This is a genomic window from Paenibacillus sp. P36 (genome assembly GCF_045866505.1).
GTDB classification, from domain to species: domain Bacteria; phylum Bacillota; class Bacilli; order Paenibacillales; family NBRC-103111; genus Paenibacillus_E; species Paenibacillus_E chondroitinus.
Window position 1 is genome coordinate 1,460,354 of the sequence record NZ_AP038372.1, and the last position, 17,753, is coordinate 1,478,106.

General features: G+C 47.1%; 18 protein-coding genes. 12 read left to right on the top strand and 6 right to left on the bottom strand.

All coding sequences use genetic code 11. The features are described 5' to 3' along the window. Positions 1 to 49 precede the first annotated feature (49 nt). Entirely contained in the window at positions 50 to 1,051 is a 1,002-nt protein-coding gene (locus ACKTT9_RS06865; protein WP_127452898.1) for an NAD(P)/FAD-dependent oxidoreductase, read from the bottom strand. A gap of 434 nt (positions 1,052 to 1,485) precedes the next feature. Here ACKTT9_RS06865 and ACKTT9_RS06870 point away from each other — a divergent pair, with 434 nt between their 5' ends. Together ACKTT9_RS06870 and ACKTT9_RS06875 are read left to right on the top strand one after the other, a co-directional pair. Then, a complete protein-coding gene (locus tag ACKTT9_RS06870) occupies positions 1,486 to 2,676 on the top strand; it encodes an NAD(P)/FAD-dependent oxidoreductase (RefSeq protein WP_157319622.1) in 1,191 nt (396 codons plus the stop codon). A gap of 27 nt (positions 2,677 to 2,703) precedes the next feature. Next, positions 2,704 to 2,985, top strand: a complete 282-nt coding sequence (locus ACKTT9_RS06875; protein ID WP_127452894.1) for a hypothetical protein — start codon at positions 2,704 to 2,706, stop codon at positions 2,983 to 2,985. 103 nt (positions 2,986 to 3,088) lie between these two features. Here ACKTT9_RS06875 and hemQ read toward each other — a convergent pair whose 3' ends face one another. Further along, positions 3,089 to 3,835: a hydrogen peroxide-dependent heme synthase gene (gene hemQ, locus ACKTT9_RS06880; RefSeq protein WP_157319621.1), complete on the bottom strand. Its 747-nt coding sequence runs from the start codon at positions 3,833 to 3,835 to the stop codon at positions 3,089 to 3,091. 179 nt (positions 3,836 to 4,014) lie between these two features. Between hemQ and ACKTT9_RS06885 the strand changes: the two genes are divergently transcribed. Together ACKTT9_RS06885 and ACKTT9_RS06890 are read left to right on the top strand one after the other, a co-directional pair. After that, positions 4,015 to 4,299, top strand: coding sequence for a YuiB family protein (locus ACKTT9_RS06885; protein ID WP_315953257.1), 285 nt, complete (start codon positions 4,015 to 4,017; stop codon positions 4,297 to 4,299). Positions 4,300 to 4,371: 72 nt separating this feature from the next. Continuing rightward, the gene (locus ACKTT9_RS06890; RefSeq protein WP_407870974.1) at positions 4,372 to 5,256 is read left to right on the top strand and encodes an alpha/beta fold hydrolase; all 885 of its coding nucleotides are present in this window, start codon (positions 4,372 to 4,374) and stop codon (positions 5,254 to 5,256) included. 79 nt (positions 5,257 to 5,335) lie between these two features. Here ACKTT9_RS06890 and ACKTT9_RS06895 read toward each other — a convergent pair whose 3' ends face one another. After that, positions 5,336 to 6,382, bottom strand: a complete 1,047-nt coding sequence (locus ACKTT9_RS06895) for a zinc-binding alcohol dehydrogenase family protein (RefSeq protein ID WP_407870975.1) — start codon at positions 6,380 to 6,382, stop codon at positions 5,336 to 5,338. A 116-nt stretch (positions 6,383 to 6,498) separates the two neighbouring features. On the opposite strand from ACKTT9_RS06895, the gene ACKTT9_RS06900 reads away from it, so the two are divergent. The 3 genes from ACKTT9_RS06900 (at position 6,499) to dnaI (ending at position 9,556) form a co-directional block, all read left to right on the top strand. Beyond that, complete coding sequence (locus tag ACKTT9_RS06900) at positions 6,499 to 6,861, top strand: helix-turn-helix domain-containing protein (protein ID WP_157319619.1); 363 nt, start codon at positions 6,499 to 6,501, stop codon at positions 6,859 to 6,861. Positions 6,862 to 7,045: 184 nt separating this feature from the next. Continuing rightward, positions 7,046 to 8,554 carry a helicase DnaB gene (locus tag ACKTT9_RS06905; RefSeq protein ID WP_407870976.1) on the top strand — a complete coding sequence of 503 codons (1,509 nt, stop codon included), beginning with the start codon at positions 7,046 to 7,048 and terminating at the stop codon, positions 8,552 to 8,554. A gap of 51 nt (positions 8,555 to 8,605) precedes the next feature. Further along, the gene (gene dnaI / locus ACKTT9_RS06910) at positions 8,606 to 9,556 is read left to right on the top strand and encodes a primosomal protein DnaI (RefSeq protein WP_407870977.1); all 951 of its coding nucleotides are present in this window, start codon (positions 8,606 to 8,608) and stop codon (positions 9,554 to 9,556) included. Positions 9,557 to 9,633: 77 nt separating this feature from the next. On the opposite strand, the gene ACKTT9_RS06915 is transcribed toward dnaI, so the two are convergent. Beyond that, positions 9,634 to 10,638 (bottom strand): protoglobin domain-containing protein, encoded by a 1,005-nt coding sequence (locus tag ACKTT9_RS06915; RefSeq protein WP_407870978.1) that lies wholly within the window; start codon positions 10,636 to 10,638, stop codon positions 9,634 to 9,636. 93 nt (positions 10,639 to 10,731) lie between these two features. After that, complete coding sequence (locus tag ACKTT9_RS06920; RefSeq protein ID WP_157319615.1) at positions 10,732 to 10,875, bottom strand: YqzM family protein; 144 nt, start codon at positions 10,873 to 10,875, stop codon at positions 10,732 to 10,734. A 210-nt stretch (positions 10,876 to 11,085) separates the two neighbouring features. Between ACKTT9_RS06920 and ACKTT9_RS06925 the strand changes: the two genes are divergently transcribed. The 3 genes from ACKTT9_RS06925 (at position 11,086) to uvrC (ending at position 13,957) form a co-directional block, all read left to right on the top strand. Next, positions 11,086 to 11,469, top strand: a complete 384-nt coding sequence (locus tag ACKTT9_RS06925) for a MerR family transcriptional regulator (protein ID WP_127453203.1) — start codon at positions 11,086 to 11,088, stop codon at positions 11,467 to 11,469. Positions 11,470 to 11,607: 138 nt separating this feature from the next. After that, positions 11,608 to 11,922 (top strand): thioredoxin, encoded by a 315-nt coding sequence (gene trxA / locus ACKTT9_RS06930; RefSeq protein WP_127452876.1) that lies wholly within the window; start codon positions 11,608 to 11,610, stop codon positions 11,920 to 11,922. A 103-nt stretch (positions 11,923 to 12,025) separates the two neighbouring features. Next, positions 12,026 to 13,957, top strand: coding sequence for an excinuclease ABC subunit UvrC (gene uvrC / locus ACKTT9_RS06935; protein ID WP_407870979.1), 1,932 nt, complete (start codon positions 12,026 to 12,028; stop codon positions 13,955 to 13,957). Here uvrC and ACKTT9_RS06940 read toward each other — a convergent pair. Next, the gene (locus ACKTT9_RS06940; protein WP_407870980.1) at positions 13,917 to 15,560 is read right to left on the bottom strand and encodes a CPBP family intramembrane glutamic endopeptidase; all 1,644 of its coding nucleotides are present in this window, start codon (positions 15,558 to 15,560) and stop codon (positions 13,917 to 13,919) included. The genes uvrC and ACKTT9_RS06940 overlap by 41 nt on opposite strands. 163 nt (positions 15,561 to 15,723) lie before the next feature. On the opposite strand from ACKTT9_RS06940, the gene ACKTT9_RS06945 reads away from it, so the two are divergent. Together ACKTT9_RS06945 and ACKTT9_RS06950 are read left to right on the top strand one after the other, a co-directional pair. Further along, on the top strand, positions 15,724 to 17,076 hold the full coding sequence (locus ACKTT9_RS06945; protein ID WP_407870981.1) for a TrkH family potassium uptake protein: 1,353 nt from the start codon (positions 15,724 to 15,726) through the stop codon (positions 17,074 to 17,076). Positions 17,077 to 17,090: 14 nt separating this feature from the next. Further along, a complete protein-coding gene (locus ACKTT9_RS06950) occupies positions 17,091 to 17,753 on the top strand; it encodes a potassium channel family protein (RefSeq protein WP_407870982.1) in 663 nt (220 codons plus the stop codon).

The following is a 17,753-nucleotide window of genomic DNA, read 5'->3' on the forward strand; positions in this document are numbered from 1 at the left end:
TCCGAAGATTAGGTATAGAATACCCCTTTTTATGTAGAAAGATTATGATTTAAAATTTCAAATTGGAGCTGTGTCCTGGTGAAAGCTTAGCAGTCGGGTCGATATAAACTTTGGCATTATTAATCGCCGTAGGTGCTTCGCCGAAGCCAACAGCAATCAATTTCAATTTGCCCGGATATGTCGTGATATCCCCTGCAGCAAAGATACCTGGAATGTTCGTTTCCATTCTGGAGTCAACAACGATCGAGCCGTTCTCAATGTTAAGTCCCCACTCAGCAATCGGTCCGAGGGAAGATACGAATCCGAAGTTAACGATAACAGCATCCACATCATGCACAGTTTCTTCGCCCGACTTGATATCTTTGAGCGTAACTTGCTCAATGCGGTCGCTGCCTTGAAGCTTCGTAATTTCTGTAGGCGTTACGATGTTTACTTTGGAGTTCATCAGGTTCTCGACACTGTGCTCGTGTGCGCGGAATTTATCGCGACGGTGAATCAGCGTCACTTTCTCAGCAATCGGCTCCAACATAAGCGCCCAGTCTACCGCGGAATCGCCGCCTCCGCTGATCAACACTTTTTGACCGGCAAATGCGTTCAAATCGCTTACGAAATAGTGTAAGTTCTTTTTCTCGTATTGTGCGGCTTCCGGAAGTTCCAAGCGACGCGGTTCGAATGCGCCAACTCCGCCTGTGATAATAACGGCGCGGCTAGTGTGCGTGCCTTTGTCCGTTGTGATTTCGAAAAGACGCTCTTCTTTTTTAACAACTTGATGTACTTTCTCTTCTAGGCAAACATCTATAGGAAAGTGTTTCATTTGAGCTAGTAAGTTATTGACTAAATCTTGCGCCGTTACTTTCGGGAATCCGGCTACGTCATAAATGTACTTCTCAGGGTAAAGAGCGGCAAGCTGTCCACCTAGTTGCGGCATGCTTTCAATAATTTTCACGGACGCATGGCGCATTCCAGCGTAGAAGGATGCGAACATCCCGGCAGGTCCACCACCGATGACAATAATATCAACGATGTCTTGATTAGTTTCTTTCTCGATCATTGTTAAACTCCTCCGATTCATTTCCTTTGATGTGCCATTATTCTCAGAATTGCAAGAATTGCCACAATCATTATTCCATTATAAACGTCTCTTCTAATGAAGGAAACAGAAAAGTGTGAATTCTTTATATAAATCGCTTATAAATATGATAAGTAATGCTTACAATGGTTGGACAGGGCTGAAGCGGCTGTAAGCTTGATTTTAAGCCAAAATAGCACTTGATCTTTACTAATTTAAATTATATTATATCATGAGAATCGGTTTACCATGTTGTGACGAAATTCGTGCTTTTTGATGCATTTTTTGATCATCATAAATCATTGCGTGAGAGAGCAAACTAGAGGCAGTATACGACTTTTGAAACTGTTTGTGTAAATTTTCACAAGATAGAGAAACCATGGGACAATAAAATCGGATATGGAAGTGAGAGAGACATGAGTAGAATACCAAGAATCGTTATTCTAGGAGCCGGTTACGGCGGGATTCTTTCTGCAATTCGATTGCAAAAAGAATTAAATTACAATGAAGCTGATGTAACGCTCGTAAACAAGCATGATTACCATTACATTACCACGCATCTCCATATGCCTGCTGCAGGGACAGATAATCCTGAAAATGCACGCGTGAACATTCTGAAATTGATTGACGAGTTCAAAGTGGATTTCGTGAAATCGACTGTTACTCAAATCCGTCCGCATGAGAAAAAGGTTATTCTCGAAGACGGTACGCTTTCTTACGACTACCTAGTTATCGGTCTTGGCGGCGAAGCTGAAACGTTCGGAATCCCTGGACTTAAAGAATACGCGCTGAATATTCGCAGCATCAACAGTGTTCGCTTCATCCGCGAGCACATTGAGTACCAATTCGCGAAATACAAGCGTGAACCGGATCGCAAAGATTACCTGACATTCGTTATCGGTGGAGCAGGATTTACTGGTATTGAATTCATTGGTGAACTTGCAGACCGTATTCCGCAGCTTTGCAAAGAGTTCGACGTCGATCCTTCCCTCGTGAAGATTTATAATATTGAAGCGGCTCCAACAGCACTGCCAGGTTTTGACCCTGAGCTGGTTGAGTATGCGATGAAAATTTTAACGGACAAAGGCATCACGTTCAAAATCGGCACAGCGATTAAAGAATGCACTCCGGAAGGCGTTCTGATCGCGGGCGATGAGTTTATCAAGGCTGCAACTGTTGTATGGACGGGCGGTATCCGCGGTAACCATATGCTCGATGAGGCAGGATTTGAAACGATGCGCGGCAGAATTAAAGTTGATGAGTACCTGCGTGCTCCTCAATTCGACAATATCTATGTTGTTGGTGACTGTTCCATCGTCATGAACGATGAAGGCCGACCATACCCTCCAACAGCACAAATCGCGATGCAGCAAGGGGAAGCTGTGGCTCATAACCTGATTGCTTCCATTCGCGGTTCGCAAATGAAAACTTTCAAATTCTCCAACAAAGGTACAGTGGCTTCCTTGGGTAAAGGACAAGCCATCGGGATTGTTGGTTCCCGTAAACTCAAAGGTAATGTAGCAGCCATGATGAAAAAAGTGGTTGATATGAGATACCTCTACATTATCGGCGGAATTCCGCTCGTTATTCGTAAAGGGCGTTTCTAGTCATCATTCGTAAACGGGGGGATCGCTATGCGGCACTGCAGTGTCCAAGTAAGAGGACTTCTTACCCGGGATGAACTGGATCGTTACAATGGACTGATTGAAGTCGGTCATTTTCTGGAGACGGAGAAACGTTACGATCATGTAGCAGTTGTACAAAAGGAAATTGATATACTCATTCTTCCAGCCATCGAACGGTTGAAAGAAAAGAGTCGGCAGCGTGATCGTGATACCGAAGCGTATCTCGCACGCAAAGCGCAGATGGAAGCCGAACTTGCCGCTGCGCTCCGCGACGACGATGATGAGGATTAATTGGAGAAAGCTTGTCCTATAGAGGGCGGGCTTTCTTTTTTTACTTGGCAGAATGAAAAAAAGAAGGATAGGCCAGAGGCCCATCCTTCGATGTTCTATAAAATTAAACCGTAATGAGTTTAGTAAACTTCTCAGGTGTAAGCAAGTTACCCACGTAGAAATCACCGAATTCACCGAAACGTGCGCTCACTTCGTCAAAACGCATTTCATAAACGAGCTTTTTGAAATGCAGAGGATCGTCGGAGAACAGCGTTACGCCCCACTCCCAATCATCCAGACCAACAGAACCCGTGATGATTTGTTTCACTTTGCCAGCGTATGTACGGCCAATCATGCCATGGCTGCGCATCATCGTTTTGCGATCGTCCGCAGGGAGCATGTACCAGTTGTCATTGCCTTCGCGACGCTTGTTCATCGGATAGAAGCAGATATGCTTCGCTTTAGGCAGCGTAGGCTTCAAGCGCGCTTGAATCTCTGGATCATCCGCAGGATCGACGCCAGGTTTAGCTAAGTAACTGCTTAATTCAACGATAGAAACATAGGAATATACCGGGATTGTAAAAGCGGCGAAGCTGGATTTATTAAAAGCATTTTCCAAATCATTCAGTTCTTCTAACGTTTCGCGCAATTGCATGAATACAAAGTCAGCTTTTTGTCCAACGATGCTATATACGGCAGTGCTGCCTAATTTATCGTTTTCAATTTGCTGCCATTCGGACAAGAATGTATTCAGCTCTTCCGTTGCATGTTTACGCTCTTGTGGGGTTGCGGCATGCCATGCGTTCCAGTCAATCATCCGGAAATCATGGAGCGCATACCAGCCTTCCAGCGTTTGTACGGCTTCACTCATGGGTGTTCCTCCATTCAAGGCTAATATCCCCTACATTGTATCCAATTCATGGGGAAAGGGCAAATGAACAAAGGGTGAAGTGGGAAATGTTCAATTTGTGTACACTTTACCTGTGCGATCTCGTGGATTACAATGAGAAGAAAGCGGAAGATGAGTTTCATAATTAGGGGGATCAGACATTGCTGCAGATGATTATTGCCACTGTCTTAATGATGGTGTTATTTTTTGGAATCGGTTTTATTTTGAACATGCTGATGAAGACGACATGGTTTCCACTCTATGCGTTCATCGCACTGGTGATTGGCGTTGTGATCTACGGGTCAATGGGGTCGGCCTCTTTTTTATCCAGCGGGGAAAGCTTTACGATCGTTGATATCGTTCCGGCTATCGGCGGATTAGTTGGCGCTATTCTTAGTGGATCAGCAATTAAAACACTGCGTGTCAAAGGCTTCAAAATGTTCTAGTGTAATAATAAAAGGCAAAGCGGGCTACGATAAGGTGAAGTTCTTGAACATGACCTGACGGAGGAGACGACTTTGCCTTTTGCCCATTTAAAAGGGACGATTCTGAATTATGAGATTTCAGGAACCGGCACCCCGATTGTGTTTATCCATCCGCCTCTGTTAACCTCAGAGGCTTTCTTTTATCAACAAAAGCAGTTATCCCCCCATTTCCAGGTGATTACATTTGATATTCGCGGCCATGGGTCCAGCCAAGCATCAGAACGCCCGCTCAGTATGGAGTTAATGGCACGGGATGTTCGCATGCTGCTCGATGAAATCGGGATTGAACAGGCTTATCTCTGCGGGTATTCCACAGGCGGGATGGTCCTTCTGGAAGCGCTTTTAGCTTATCCTGAGCGATTCCTTGGAGGAATCGTGGTGAGCGGCATGTCGGAATTGACCGATGTATATAACAAAATCAGGGTATGGATGGCGTGTAATATGACCGGCCCGGTTATGCTGATGAATCTGTTGAAAAAAGCCATCACGAACGGAAACGCAGACAATCCCACCACTTACCGCCATTTGTATGAAAGCTCGTTGAAAGACTCTTCCAGTGATGTCTGCATGTATTTTAAGCAAACCATTGCCTATTCCTGCACGCATCGACTCCGAAATATCAAGCATCCGATTTTATTAATGTTTGGTGGCAAGGATCGTTCATTTCATCGGTATGCCCATTTGCTTCACCAGAGTCTGCCCTATAGTTCTCTCTATTTCATAAAAGACGCGAAACATGAAATTCCGATCAAAAACGCAGCCAAGATGAATGATCTGATTCGCTTGTGGGTGGAGAGTTTGGAGGATCAGCAAACAGAGCGGGGACAGCTCGATTTGGCCATCGCGAGAAAAATGAACCCTGCCATGTATGGAGAAGACACCCGGGCCAGCGAGGAAGCCGAAGCTTCCCCTGACTGAACCCGGCGTGTGTGAAATAAGTCTCATAAGGGGATGTCCACAGGTCATATTCAGACCTGGAGACAACCCCATTTTCCTTTTATTCAAAATGTTCCAGAACAATTTTACCTATCGTATGGCCTTCCTCAAGCATGGCATGGGCCTTGCGAAGGTTTGCTGCATCGATTGGCGTTAATCGCTGAGTCACTGTGGTGCTTAGTAGTCCGTTATCGACTAGATCGGCTACTTCATTCAGTAGATTGTGCTGTTCGATCATGTCCGATGTTTGAAACATCGCGCGTGTGAACATAAACTCCCAAGCGAACGTGACGCTCTTATTTTTCAGTAGATTCATATTTAGTGGTTGACTAGTTTCTACAATGGAACAGATGATCCCTTGTGGGGCAATTGCGTCCGCCATATTCTGCCAATGCTCAGCTGTGCTGTTTAAGCAGAAAATATAGTTAACATCAGTTAAGCCAAGTGAATTTAATTGCGGCACGAAAGCATCATAATGGTTGATTATATGATCCGCTCCCATTTTCTTCACCCATTGCACAGATTCAGGGCGTGAAGCTGTACCGATGACGGTAAGCCCGGCAAGTTTCGCTAGCTGCGTGGCGATAGAGCCAACTCCCCCAGCAGCGCCAAGGATCAGGACGGTTTTGCCGGCATTATCCTCTTTATTCCGTGATACGCCGAGCCGCTCAAACAGGCCTTCCCAAGCGGTGATGGCTGTTAACGGCAGCGCGGCTGCATCGGCGAAATTCAGCGATTTCGGTTTCCGGCCGGCGATGCGTTCGTCAACGAGATGATACTCGCTGTTGCCGCCAGGGCGAGTGATGCTTCCGGCGTAATAGACCTCGTCCCCTGGCTCAAACAAGGTGCAGTCAGGTCCGGTTTGCTCTACGATACCTGCGACATCCCAACCCAGAACGCGAGCTGAGTCTTCGGTTTTCTCTTTCGGAGCACGCACTTTCGTATCTACGGGATTTACGGAAATGGCTTTGACCTTAATTAATAGATCCTTGCCAGTGGGCACCGGTTTCAGGGCATCAACATGAATAAGGCTTTCAGGATGCTCAATAGGAAGATAACGGAATAATCCTATGGCTTTCATCGTTTCTTGGGAACTCAATATGCTCATCTCCTATGAATGAAAGTTATGATGTTGTCAGTGTAGCCCATTCATTTTAAAATAGGAAGTACGCACATTCGTGTGGTATAGTATCAATTTGTATACTAAGGAGGTGCCAAGGCATTATGCGTGATCGAGAAAGCGGCTATGGCAGCACAGGAGACCGGGAAGGTTGCCCAGTTGAATATACATTGGACGTGATCGGGGGCAAATGGAAGGGCGTGCTGCTCTATCACATGATCGATGGATCCAAAAGATTCAATGAATTCAAACGAATTTGTCCATCCATTTCACAAAGAATGCTGACCTTGCAGCTGCGTGAGCTGGAGGAGGACGGCATTGTCCATCGTGAGGTGTACCACCAAGTGCCGCCGAAAGTGGAGTATTCTTTGACGGAGTTTGGCCAAACCTTGACGCCGATTATTTTGCTAATGAAAGAATGGGGCAAAAAGTATCAACAAAATTCGGAATGTTCCATCGAAAGCTAAGCGGCATGTACAAGGCCAACCCAGCCAGCCGAAAGGTTGGTTTTTTCATTTTAGGTAATATTATCTTTCTCTACTAGATACCAAGCATGTCGATTTTTGTGGTAGACTAATAGAGAGAGAAACCGAGATGCCGGCAAGGTGGCAGGCAATCGGTTGAGCCTAGGCAGGATGGTGCTGTAAACGGATGAGAATGACGAATATGCTGCATTTCACGGAGAATCACAGGTTTTGTGTAGGCCGTGAATTTTCTTTAAGCAGTTTGGATTTTAAAATGTTGGCGATGATGTATCAGCCGATGATCGGTGGTTTGGCAATAAGTCTCTATCAAGCTCTCTATCAGCAGATGAGTGCGGAAAAGGTCGGATTTTCGCCTTTGGAACAGCAGCGTAAGTTATTTCTGCTGCTAGATCTGGAGCAGGGAGAACGAGGCCGGAAGTATTTGATCGAGCAATCCTCCAAGCTTGAGGCGGTTGGCCTCTTGCAGACAACCCGCAAGTTTTTGGCGGATGAAGAAGATTATATTTTTGTCTACACATTGTTCCCACCGCTTGGGCCCAATGAATTTTTCAGGAATCAACATTTGACGCTGCTGCTACGCGATAAGGTCGGTAAGTTCATGCTGCTCTCTCTTCGGGAAGACTTGCTGGCGCCGGAGCCGGAAGAGTGCCGCGAAGCAAGCGAAGAGAATTTATCCGTTCCTTTTTATGACCTGTTCAGGCTGAATACCCAGGTGGTTGACTATGAGTTGGAGCAGGCGTTATATGAAGCATCTGTGAGCAAACAGGGTGAGGCCCGGTTGGATGTCACAACCAAAGGCTTCCAGTATGCGGACATTATCATGAGGTTCCCACGCGGAGCGAGCAACCGGATATTCGTTGAGGCGCTCAAGCATAAGCCTGATCAGATGGCAGCCATTAATATTGTGGCCAAGAAGTATAATCTTTCCTTGCAGGAAACATGCCGGCTGCTCGATGAAGACGGCGTCTTTAGCGAAGATGGCGAGCTGCAGATGGATCTCATGCAGTACAACGCGAATCTCTTTTACAGGCAAAGCAAGAAGCGTGACGAGGAAAGAGAGCGAACCTTGTCCAGAACGGAAGAGACCGGAGCCGAAAACGCGACAGATCAGGCGGAAGAGAAATCCGTGGAGATGGCGTATTATTTGGAAGTGCCACAGCAGCTGCGCGGCGAATGCACGGATCATCAATACAACTACATTATGCGTAACGAGCCGTATACGGCAGTCCTGAAAATGTTTTTTACGCAGGGCTCAATTCCCGACGGCGTACTTAATATATTTGAGAAAATTGATTTGAATTATAAGTTAAACGAAGAAGTCATCAATGTATTGATCCACTTCCTGCACATCGATCGCCGCTCTTGGGCGAAGTCTTCGATAGAAGCGGTCGCCTCGGATATGCTCGGCAAACAAATTGTTACTTACGAGCAGGCCGTAGAGTATGTGCGCGAGAAAATCAGCTACAAACAGAAAGCTGCATCCAAAGTGGAGGCCGCCAAAGCCGGCGGCGGATCTGTAACCAGGGGCCGGCAGGGCAAGACGCAAAAGCCGCATATCCCGATGGTGGTGCAGGATGCAGGCGCTGCAGCTTCTTCCAGATTGACCGAAGAAGAGCTGGAGGCTGCGAGAAGGATGGCTCAGAAGCTGGATGAGCGGTTTAATCGGAAGAGCTGACGAGAGCTAATCTAATAGCAAGAGATCACAGATATAGGAGGTGCCGCAATCATGGAATCGCTGTCGCACATTCTTAAATCCATGCCGAACTCGGAATGGAGACGCAAGGCCGAGGTCAAAATCAAGGCGGTCATGGATGACGCCTTAGTTCATAAGTTTCGCGAGAAGTACCCGTTTGTCGATGATTATGCCGTCAAGATTAACATGAATAAGCTGTACCAATATGTGACCGAGTACAAAACCTGCTCCAATTGCCCAGGCTTGGAGAACTGTCCGAATGATATGACAGGTCACTATACGATGCTAACTGCCGATACGGATAACGATAGAGTGTATATACATGAAGAAAAAGTGGCGTGCAAAAAGTTTACCTCCAAGCAGCTCCAGGATGCGATTTCATCTCGGATTCGTACGTTCCACGTAGATCCACGGATGATTTCGCGCAGCTTCTCGTTTGGCGATATTCTGGAAACGGATTTGGACCGGGCGAAAGCCGTCATGCAAATCAATGATTACGTCAATCAAACCATGGAAACCGGATTGCAAACACGCGGGCTTTATTTATGCGGATCGTTCGGTACGGGGAAAACGTTCCTCATGGGCTATATGCTGCATCAGCTGGCCAAAGTGGGGATGACGGGCGCCATCGTGTATATGCCGGATTTTGCTGAGGACTTGAAAGGCATGTTCCAAGAGCCCGCTAAGTTGAAAGAGACGATCGATCTTCTGAAAGAAACGGATCTGCTTGTTTTCGACGACATTGGGGCGGAGAATCTCAATCCGTGGCTCCGCGACCATGTCATTGGGGCGATTGTGAATCACCGGATGAACCGGAAGCCGACGTTCTTTACATCCAACTATGCGCTGCATGATCTTGAGAAGCATTTCAGCTTCACGAACAAGGATGGCGACGAGGAGTACAAAGGACAACGGATTATGGACCGTATTCGTCCTTTCGTTGAGGTCGTTGAAGTGACCGGTACGAATAAACGGGGAAGATAGTAAGATTTGAGGAGTTCAAAAAGACCCTTCTACCACAGATAATGTGGATGGAAGGGTCTTTCTCGTATCAATGAATGTTATGATTTCTTTAGACGTTCCAACTGGGTAGTTACACTTTCAATCATTTGAACGAAGGAAGTAAGCTCTTGCGCACTGGCGGCTTGTGTACGCGCGAAGTGAGTCGTTTCCTCGGAGCCCTTCTGCACGAGTTCAAGCTTCTGCGTGATCAGCTTCAGCTTCTTCTGGATGGTGTCGAGCGCTTCGCGTGAATGCGAAGCCAGTTTGCGCACCTCGTTGGCGACAACTTCAAAGCCGCGGCCATGCTCGCCAGAGCGTGCAGCTTCAATAGCTGCATTAAGACCAAGCAGATGCGTCTGGTCGGAAATTTCTTTCATGACGGAACCCATTTTCGAGATATCTTTGATCTCATGTTGGAGTTCGTCAATACGATGGTTGGATGAATCCTGCGATTCCGCCGTTTTTATCGCGGTATCGGCTACGGTTTGACTGCTGCCGCCAAGCTCCACCATCATGGAAGCAAGGTCCTGCACAACACTGGAGATGGTCGTCAGCATAATATCCTGCTCGTCCACCAAGGTTTGAATTTTCAGCTTCTCATCCTGCTCGTAGGCTTCCAAAACAAGCTGGCTGTCCAGGTTGAACATTTTACTTAACGCATGGAGCACTTGCGTCCACTCGTCAGGCATGATTTCTTTGAAATGCTGAGTAGCGATGTCCGTATATTTTAAATAGGTACCTAAGTACCAAGAAGTTGTCAGGCCGATGCGGGAGTGTACTTTTCCTATGTATAAACGTTTCGTTATGTATTCATCGTCAATAAGTCCGGAGGCCATGGATAGAAAGTACCAACGCTGCGTCTCTTTGAGGCGCTCAATCGTGCTGTGCTGCTGAATAATCGCAACAAGCTCAGGGACCTGGGTGATTTCGGCATACAGTTGGTCGACCAGTTTTTCTACAACACTTTGGAAGGCTTCTTCTTTACTTTTTAATAATTGTAAGTCTGCGTTCGTTAAACCGATAAAAGAAATGAGCTTTTGGCGATCTGGATGAACTTTAATCATTTGAATCGTAATTCCCCTTTGCAGTGTGGTCTAATGAAAAAACCGCCCTACACTAACAGTGCAAAGCGGTTGATTTATGGGCTTGTACAAGTTCTACTTCATTACCTGAATAGCAGTTGCAACGGCTGCAATGACAAACAAGATCGCGAAGAACACGCCAAATCCGATACCAACGTCCATGAAATCGTTACGCGGTTCTTCATACACGTGAAGCTCAGGGTGTTTAGGATCGCTCATGTGGTTACCCCCTAACGTCCGACATTCTAAAGTTTAAACTTAGTATACCCAAATTCCTCGAAACTTGTAAAGATAATGGAAGTGACAATTATGCAAACAATAACAGACAGGAGCGGAAAGTATAAAATAAGTCTTGACTCTAACATTAGTGTTATGGTTTACAATAAAGTCATCCTTACTTGATCAAGGAAAAGGAAAAAGGTGAAAGCCATGCGGATTAGTGAATTATCCAAGCTGACAGGTGCCAGCATTCGTTCTTTGCGGTACTACGAGGCCAAAGGGCTTATCGCAACGCAGCGCGAAGAGAACGGTTATCGGGTTTTTAACCAAATGGCTGTTGAACGCGTGAAAACCATTCAGTTTTATTTGAGCCTGGGTTTTACGACCGAACAAATTGAAAGCTTTCTAAACTGCGTCATGAAAAATCAGGAGTCGCAATGCGATGATCTGCTGCCACTCTACACGGAGAAGCTGCAGGACATTGAGCGGCAAATGGAAATGCTGCAGATGCTGCAAGCGAATTTGAAGGATCGTATTGCTTATATTGAGCAGCAAAGGCTTCAGGGGCTGCCGGTAGGCGTGCCATCCAAGTAGGTTCCAGAGCCAGCCGGATTGCTAAGTTATGGTTTGGTTGAAATGGCCTATGGGTGTGGTATACTTTACATGTTGACGTTCATCGGTAGCAATTAACTACTTGATGTTATAAATCCATTCTTAGAAGGAGGAACTATCATGGCAATCGTGAATGTTTCTGATAACAGCTTTAAAGCTGAAGTTGAAAGCGAAGGTACAGTACTTGTAGACTTCTGGGCACCTTGGTGCGGACCTTGCAAAATGATCGCTCCTGTTTTGGAAGAGCTTGATAAAGAAGTAGAAGCTTTGAAAATCGCAAAAGTGAACGTGGATGACAATCCAGAGTCCGCTGCGCGTTTCGGCGTAATGAGTATCCCAACACTGATCGTTTTCAAAGACGGACAGCCTGTTGATAAAGTGGTTGGTTTCCAATCCAAAGAAGCTTTGAAAAATGTTGTAACTCGCCATCAATAAGTTGTTTCTGAATTCGAATTAGAAACAATTGTTCGTGAGAAAAAGCTCATTTTCTGCTATGCTGAAAATGAGCTTTTTTTGTGCACGAAAGGAGATAGGAATCATGACGGAGTTTGACCATGAGCAAGAGGACGCGGCCGTCCGTGAACAGCGTCTGGAAATGATTAAACATAAGCTTTCCCTATTACCGGATAAACCTGGTTGCTATATTATGAAGAACCGCGAAGGTACGATCATTTATGTAGGAAAAGCAAAAGTGTTGAAAAACCGGGTGCGCTCCTACTTTACAGGAAGCCATGGTGCCAAGACGCAAAGACTAGTCAGCGAAATCCGCGACTTTGAATATATCATCACCTCCTCCAATGTGGAGGCGCTCATTCTCGAGTGTAATCTGATTAAGCAGCATCATCCGCGGTACAACGTACTCCTCAAGGATGACAAGACGTTCCCTTACATCAAGATTACCCATGAGGCGCAGCCGCGTCTGGAAGTCACGCGGCGGGTGTATAAGGATAAGGGCAAGTACTTCGGCCCTTACCCGAATGCTTTTGCGGCCCAGCAGACTAAGAAGCTGCTGGACCGGTTGTATCCGCTGCGCAAGTGCAAGACAATGCCCGATAAAGTATGCCTATACTATCATATCGGACAATGTCTGGCGCCTTGCGTGTATGAGGTATCCGCTGAGCAGAATGAGCGGATGGTGCAGGAGATCACCCGTTTTCTGAACGGGGGACACGATGTCATTAAGGAAGAGCTGACGACCAAGATGCTGGCGGCAGCGGAAGAACTGAACTTCGAGCGCGCGAAAGAGCTGCGCGATCATATTATGAGCATCGACGCCTTGATGGAGAAGCAGAAGATCAATGCGGTTGACGCGCAGGACCGTGATGTGTTCGGTTATGCGGTGGATAAGGGCTGGATGGCGGTACACATCCAGTACATGCGTCAGGGCAAGCTCATCGAGCGGCACGTCTCGCTGTTTCCGTATTATGGCGATGAGTACAGTGACTTCATCACCTACGTCACGCAGGTCTACATCGACAATCCTGCGCTGCCGAAGGAGATCTTCCTGCCTGGCATGCCTGAGGCAGAAGCAGGCGCAGCTCCAGCAGTGGACGTTGTCCCTGCTGATCAGCCTGTGCAGTCCTCTGCGCAAGCGGAGGCTGAAATGAAAGATGTCCGCGAGGCGCTGGAATCATGGCTGAAGGTCAAGGTCCACATCCCGCAGCGCGGACTGAAGAAGCAGATGGTCGATATGGCCAAAGATAACGCCCGCAACGCGCTGGATGAGAAGTTTCGTCTCGTGGAGCGGGACGAAAGCCGGACGACCAAAGCCGTGGAAAACCTCGGCGAATGGCTCGGTATGGGTAAGATTCGCCGGATCGAAGCGTTCGATAACTCGAACATTCAAGGGACGAATCCGGTCTCGGCGATGGTCGTTTTTGTGGACGGGAAGCCCGATCGCAAAGAGTACCGCAAGTACAAAGTGAAAACCGTTGTGGGCCCGGATGATTACGAGACGATGCGTGAGGTCATTCGCCGCAGGTATGAACGTGTGCTGAAGGACAATCTGACGATGCCGGATCTTATCGTCGTCGACGGAGGCAAGGGGCAGATTTCCGCCGCGGTCGATGTCTTGGAGAATGAGCTTGGGCTGTACATTCCGATTTGCGGCCTCGTGAAGGATGCGAAGCATAAGACGGCGCAGTTGATGATGGGAGATCCTGCGGAGATCATTCCGCTGCCGCGGGACAGTCAGGAGTTTTATCTGCTTCAACGGATCCAAGATGAGGTCCACCGCTTTGCCATCACGTTCCACCGGGAAACGAGGGCGAAGTCCATGGTAGCCTCACAGCTCGATGCCATCCCGGGTATCGGGGAGAAGCGCAGGAAGGCCCTCTTGAAGCATTTCGGCTCCGTGCGCAAAATAAAAGAGGCTGAAGTCCAAGACTTCAAGCCTCTGGGTATAGGTGAGAAATTAGCAGGCGAGATTCTCAAAGCGCTCCAAGGCGAGGCGGCGGTTCCCCAGGAATAAGGGGACCCCGCCTTTTTCCATGCAGCCAAGTTAGGAAATAGCCGACGATGGCTGGGAGCAGGAGGTACAAGATCCCGCACAGCACATCGCTTACGTGTCCTAAGGAGAAGAGCGACATCCCCATCAGGATGCTGTCCATGCTGGCATGAGCGAAAACGGCGGTAATGAAGCCATATTTGAGGAACACATAACCAAGAATAATACCGATAATGGTTACTTCGATTAACCGCGTATAGACCGGATAAATCGGATACTGGGTGTGGCTGGCCGCCCAAATCACACTAGGAATAAGAATCGCAATGAAATTATTGCGGAACAGCTTTTTGAATAAGATAATGCCCAGCAGCCGGTAAGTGGCTTCCTCCGAAATCGCCGCAACCCAAGCCATCAAAGGGAAGAGGCGGGGTTCCACCATGTTGAGCACGGAATCGGTTGGATCATTGACCGCCCATACATCAAATTTGACATCCCCTGTATAGAACAGGACTTGTTGAATGCCAAGGATGAAAAGCGCCAGTAAATAGCCTCGTCCCATGCCATAAAATACCTCTGTGCCATACATCTGTTCCTTCCAGGTTGGCCATTTGGGCTGCCCCATCGAATTCCATAGGCCATTGCCGGCTACAAGAGAGAAGTAGAGTGAAATGGCGAGTCCAACCGCCAGTACGTTCATGAAAATAATCGTTGCCCATGTGGCGAACTCAGCACTCGGGCCTGCGCCGCTAATCAAGCGGAAAGCAGGGTACATATTAAAGTTATTGGCGATGTAAATGGCTAAGAAAATAGCCGTCAGCAGCAGTCCGCTGCGAAATCTCATTTGCTTCCGATAAATGATGACAAGGACAATGGCGGCAATGGTCATGAGAATGGAGAAGCCCATTGAAATCCAGGTCATCACGGAAGCGGAATGATCCTGTGCGTCAAGCCAATCCAGATGCGAAGCCGGCAAGCTGAAAAGCACGGTGTAGCCGACTAAATTCTTCTCATCGAATTGCGTGCGAACTTGTAATTTCGCTTCTCCCATAGGTTGAGATTGTTTTTCATAGTATAGAACCAAGCCGGAGTCTTTCTGCGCTGCGCCATCATCTTTATCGATGGCTTTCATGTCATCGGGATCAAGCCCGCGAGTCCGCATTTCCTGCTTGGCCATAATGTCAGCCTTCTGTTTGCTGATAAGAGCACTCTCGCTCTCAGCGTTATAGACTTCACGCCATCCGATCACGGAGCCGTCCGTGTAGTTGACTTCAACTTCAAACTGACGGTTCTTCTTGGCATCACTCACGTTGACCTGGTAATAGTCCAGCGGATAGCGTTTGCCGAACGCCGCGTCATAGCTTTCGGATAAATGCTCTTTCTGCAAATAGCCGCTGCGTTCTTTTTTAGACTGATACGCTACAAAAGTGTTGCTCCCTTTGATCGCATATCGCTCGTTGATGAAGGTAGAAGCATGTTCTGCGGCCTGCGCTTTGGTGATGGAAGGATTCTCGCCCGCCGGCGCTTCTTCCGTTTGTAAGCCATACAAAGCTGTTATGCCCGCATAAAGGGCTATGCCTATACAGGCTAGGAGGAGGAGAAATCGGTTAAATTTCGGCCTTGGCATCATTCAATTCCCTTCTGAATTCACGAGTATGAAACCTTCATTTCCACGTTACCATGAGTTTTACAAGAATGCGAATTTTAGGTGGAAATACAAATCAAACAGTTATATAATACCTATATTTGCAAGTGAAGCCGAATGACTATAGATGAACGGGGAACGAGGTTCTATGCGTAAAAAAATAAGTGTTTGGCAGATGACACCGCCACAGATTCTGGTTCTTGGCTTCGCCGTCATCATCTTTATCGGAGCAGGGCTCCTCACACTGCCGATTGCTTCAGCGACCGGTCAATCCGTCCCATTTATTGATGCGCTGTTTACTTCAACTTCTGCGACTTGCGTGACAGGACTCGTTGTTGTTGATACGGGAAGTACGTATACCATGTTCGGACAGATCGTCATCGTCTCCTTAATTCAGATTGGCGGATTAGGGTTTATGACGATGGCTACACTGCTTGCCCTTGTTTTCCGCAAGAAAATTACCCTCAAGGAACGGTTGGTGCTTCAAGAGGCTTTCAATCAAGGGAGCATGGAAGGCATTGTCCGTTTGATCCGTAAAGTGATTATTTACTCCTTATCCATTGAAGCAATTGCGGCCGTTATTTTCACGATCCGTTGGAGCTTTGACCTCGGCTTCTCTAAAGCACTGTATTTCGGCATTTGGCACGCGATCTCCATGTTTAACAATGCAGGGTTTGATTTATTCGGCACAGTCGATGCTCCTTTCGTTTCCTTTACAGGATATGCAGACGATTTTGTTGTTAACTTTGTCGCGATGGCTCTTATTGTCTTAGGGGGATTAGGCTTTATTGTGATGTCGGATGCAATGGATTATCGCAAAACAAGGAAGCTCTCTTTGCACTCCAAGGTTGTACTAAGCATGACCGGCCTTCTTATCGTTGCAGGAGCTCTTATCATCTTTATATTCGAATATACAAATAACAGAACTTTAGGTTCGCTTGATTTAGGCGGCAAAATACTAGCTTCCTTCTTTCAATCCGTCGCGCCGAGGACCGCAGGACCGAATACAGTGGATATTGGCGCGCTTCGTCAAGCTACGCAATTTTTCATGGTCATTCTCATGTTTATCGGGGCATCTCCAGGTTCCACAGGCGGCGGTATCAAAACAACGACCTTTACCATCTTGATCGCAGCCATTGTCACGATGATCCGTGGGAAAGAGGATATTGTCATTTTCCGCTACCGTTTGGCAAAGGACCGTATCCTTAAAGCGATTACGTTAACGATGATTGCCTTATTTCTGGTCATTACGGTTACCATGCTGCTATCGACCACGGAAGATTCACAGCTGCTCAAAATCTTGTTTGAAGTCACTTCCGCGTTCGCGACGGTAGGACTGACGATGGGACTCACGCCCGATTTAACACTTTTCGGTAAAATTCTCATCAGCTTGACGATGTTTGCCGGGCGCCTTGGCCCGATCACGCTCGCTTATGCGCTTCAGCCGAAACAAGAGAAGGAATTATATAGATACCCAGAGGGTAAAATCACGATTGGATAGGGGAAGCTTAACAAATGAAGAAAACGCAATATGTGGTAGTCGGGCTTGGGCGATTCGGAGCCAGCATTTCCAAAGAGCTTATTAAGCTGGGCAATGAGGTGCTTGGCATCGATAAGGATGAGGAAGCGGTAGACGAAATGAGCCATGAGCTTACGCATACCGTTGTGGCGGATGCCACGGATGAAGATGTGCTGAAGTCTCTGGGAGTGCGTAATTTTGATTGCGCAGTCGTAGCGATCGGGGACGACATTCAGTCCAGTATTTTAACAGCAATTGTCTTGAAAGATTTAGGGGTTAAAAAGGTGGTAGCCAAAGCCCTGTCTGAATTGCATGGGAAAGTTTTGCAGAAGCTAGGGGTTGACCGCGTCATTTATCCGGAGCGTGACATGGGGATACGCGTAGCTCATCAGCTCAATTCACCGAATTTATTGGATTATATTGAAATTTCCAAAGATTATACGATTGCAGAGCTCTCCGTGCCGAAAAGGTTATGTGGTCTTACGATTAAACAATTAGATCCACGTGCCAAATACGGCTGCAGTGTGGTGGCGGTTAACAAGCAAACAGGTGTTATTATCGCGCCTACCGCTACTGATGTGGTGAACGAAAATGATATCATGGTGATCATCGGAACGAACGATCAAATCGAAGAATTTGAAAGTGAAGTTATCCGATAA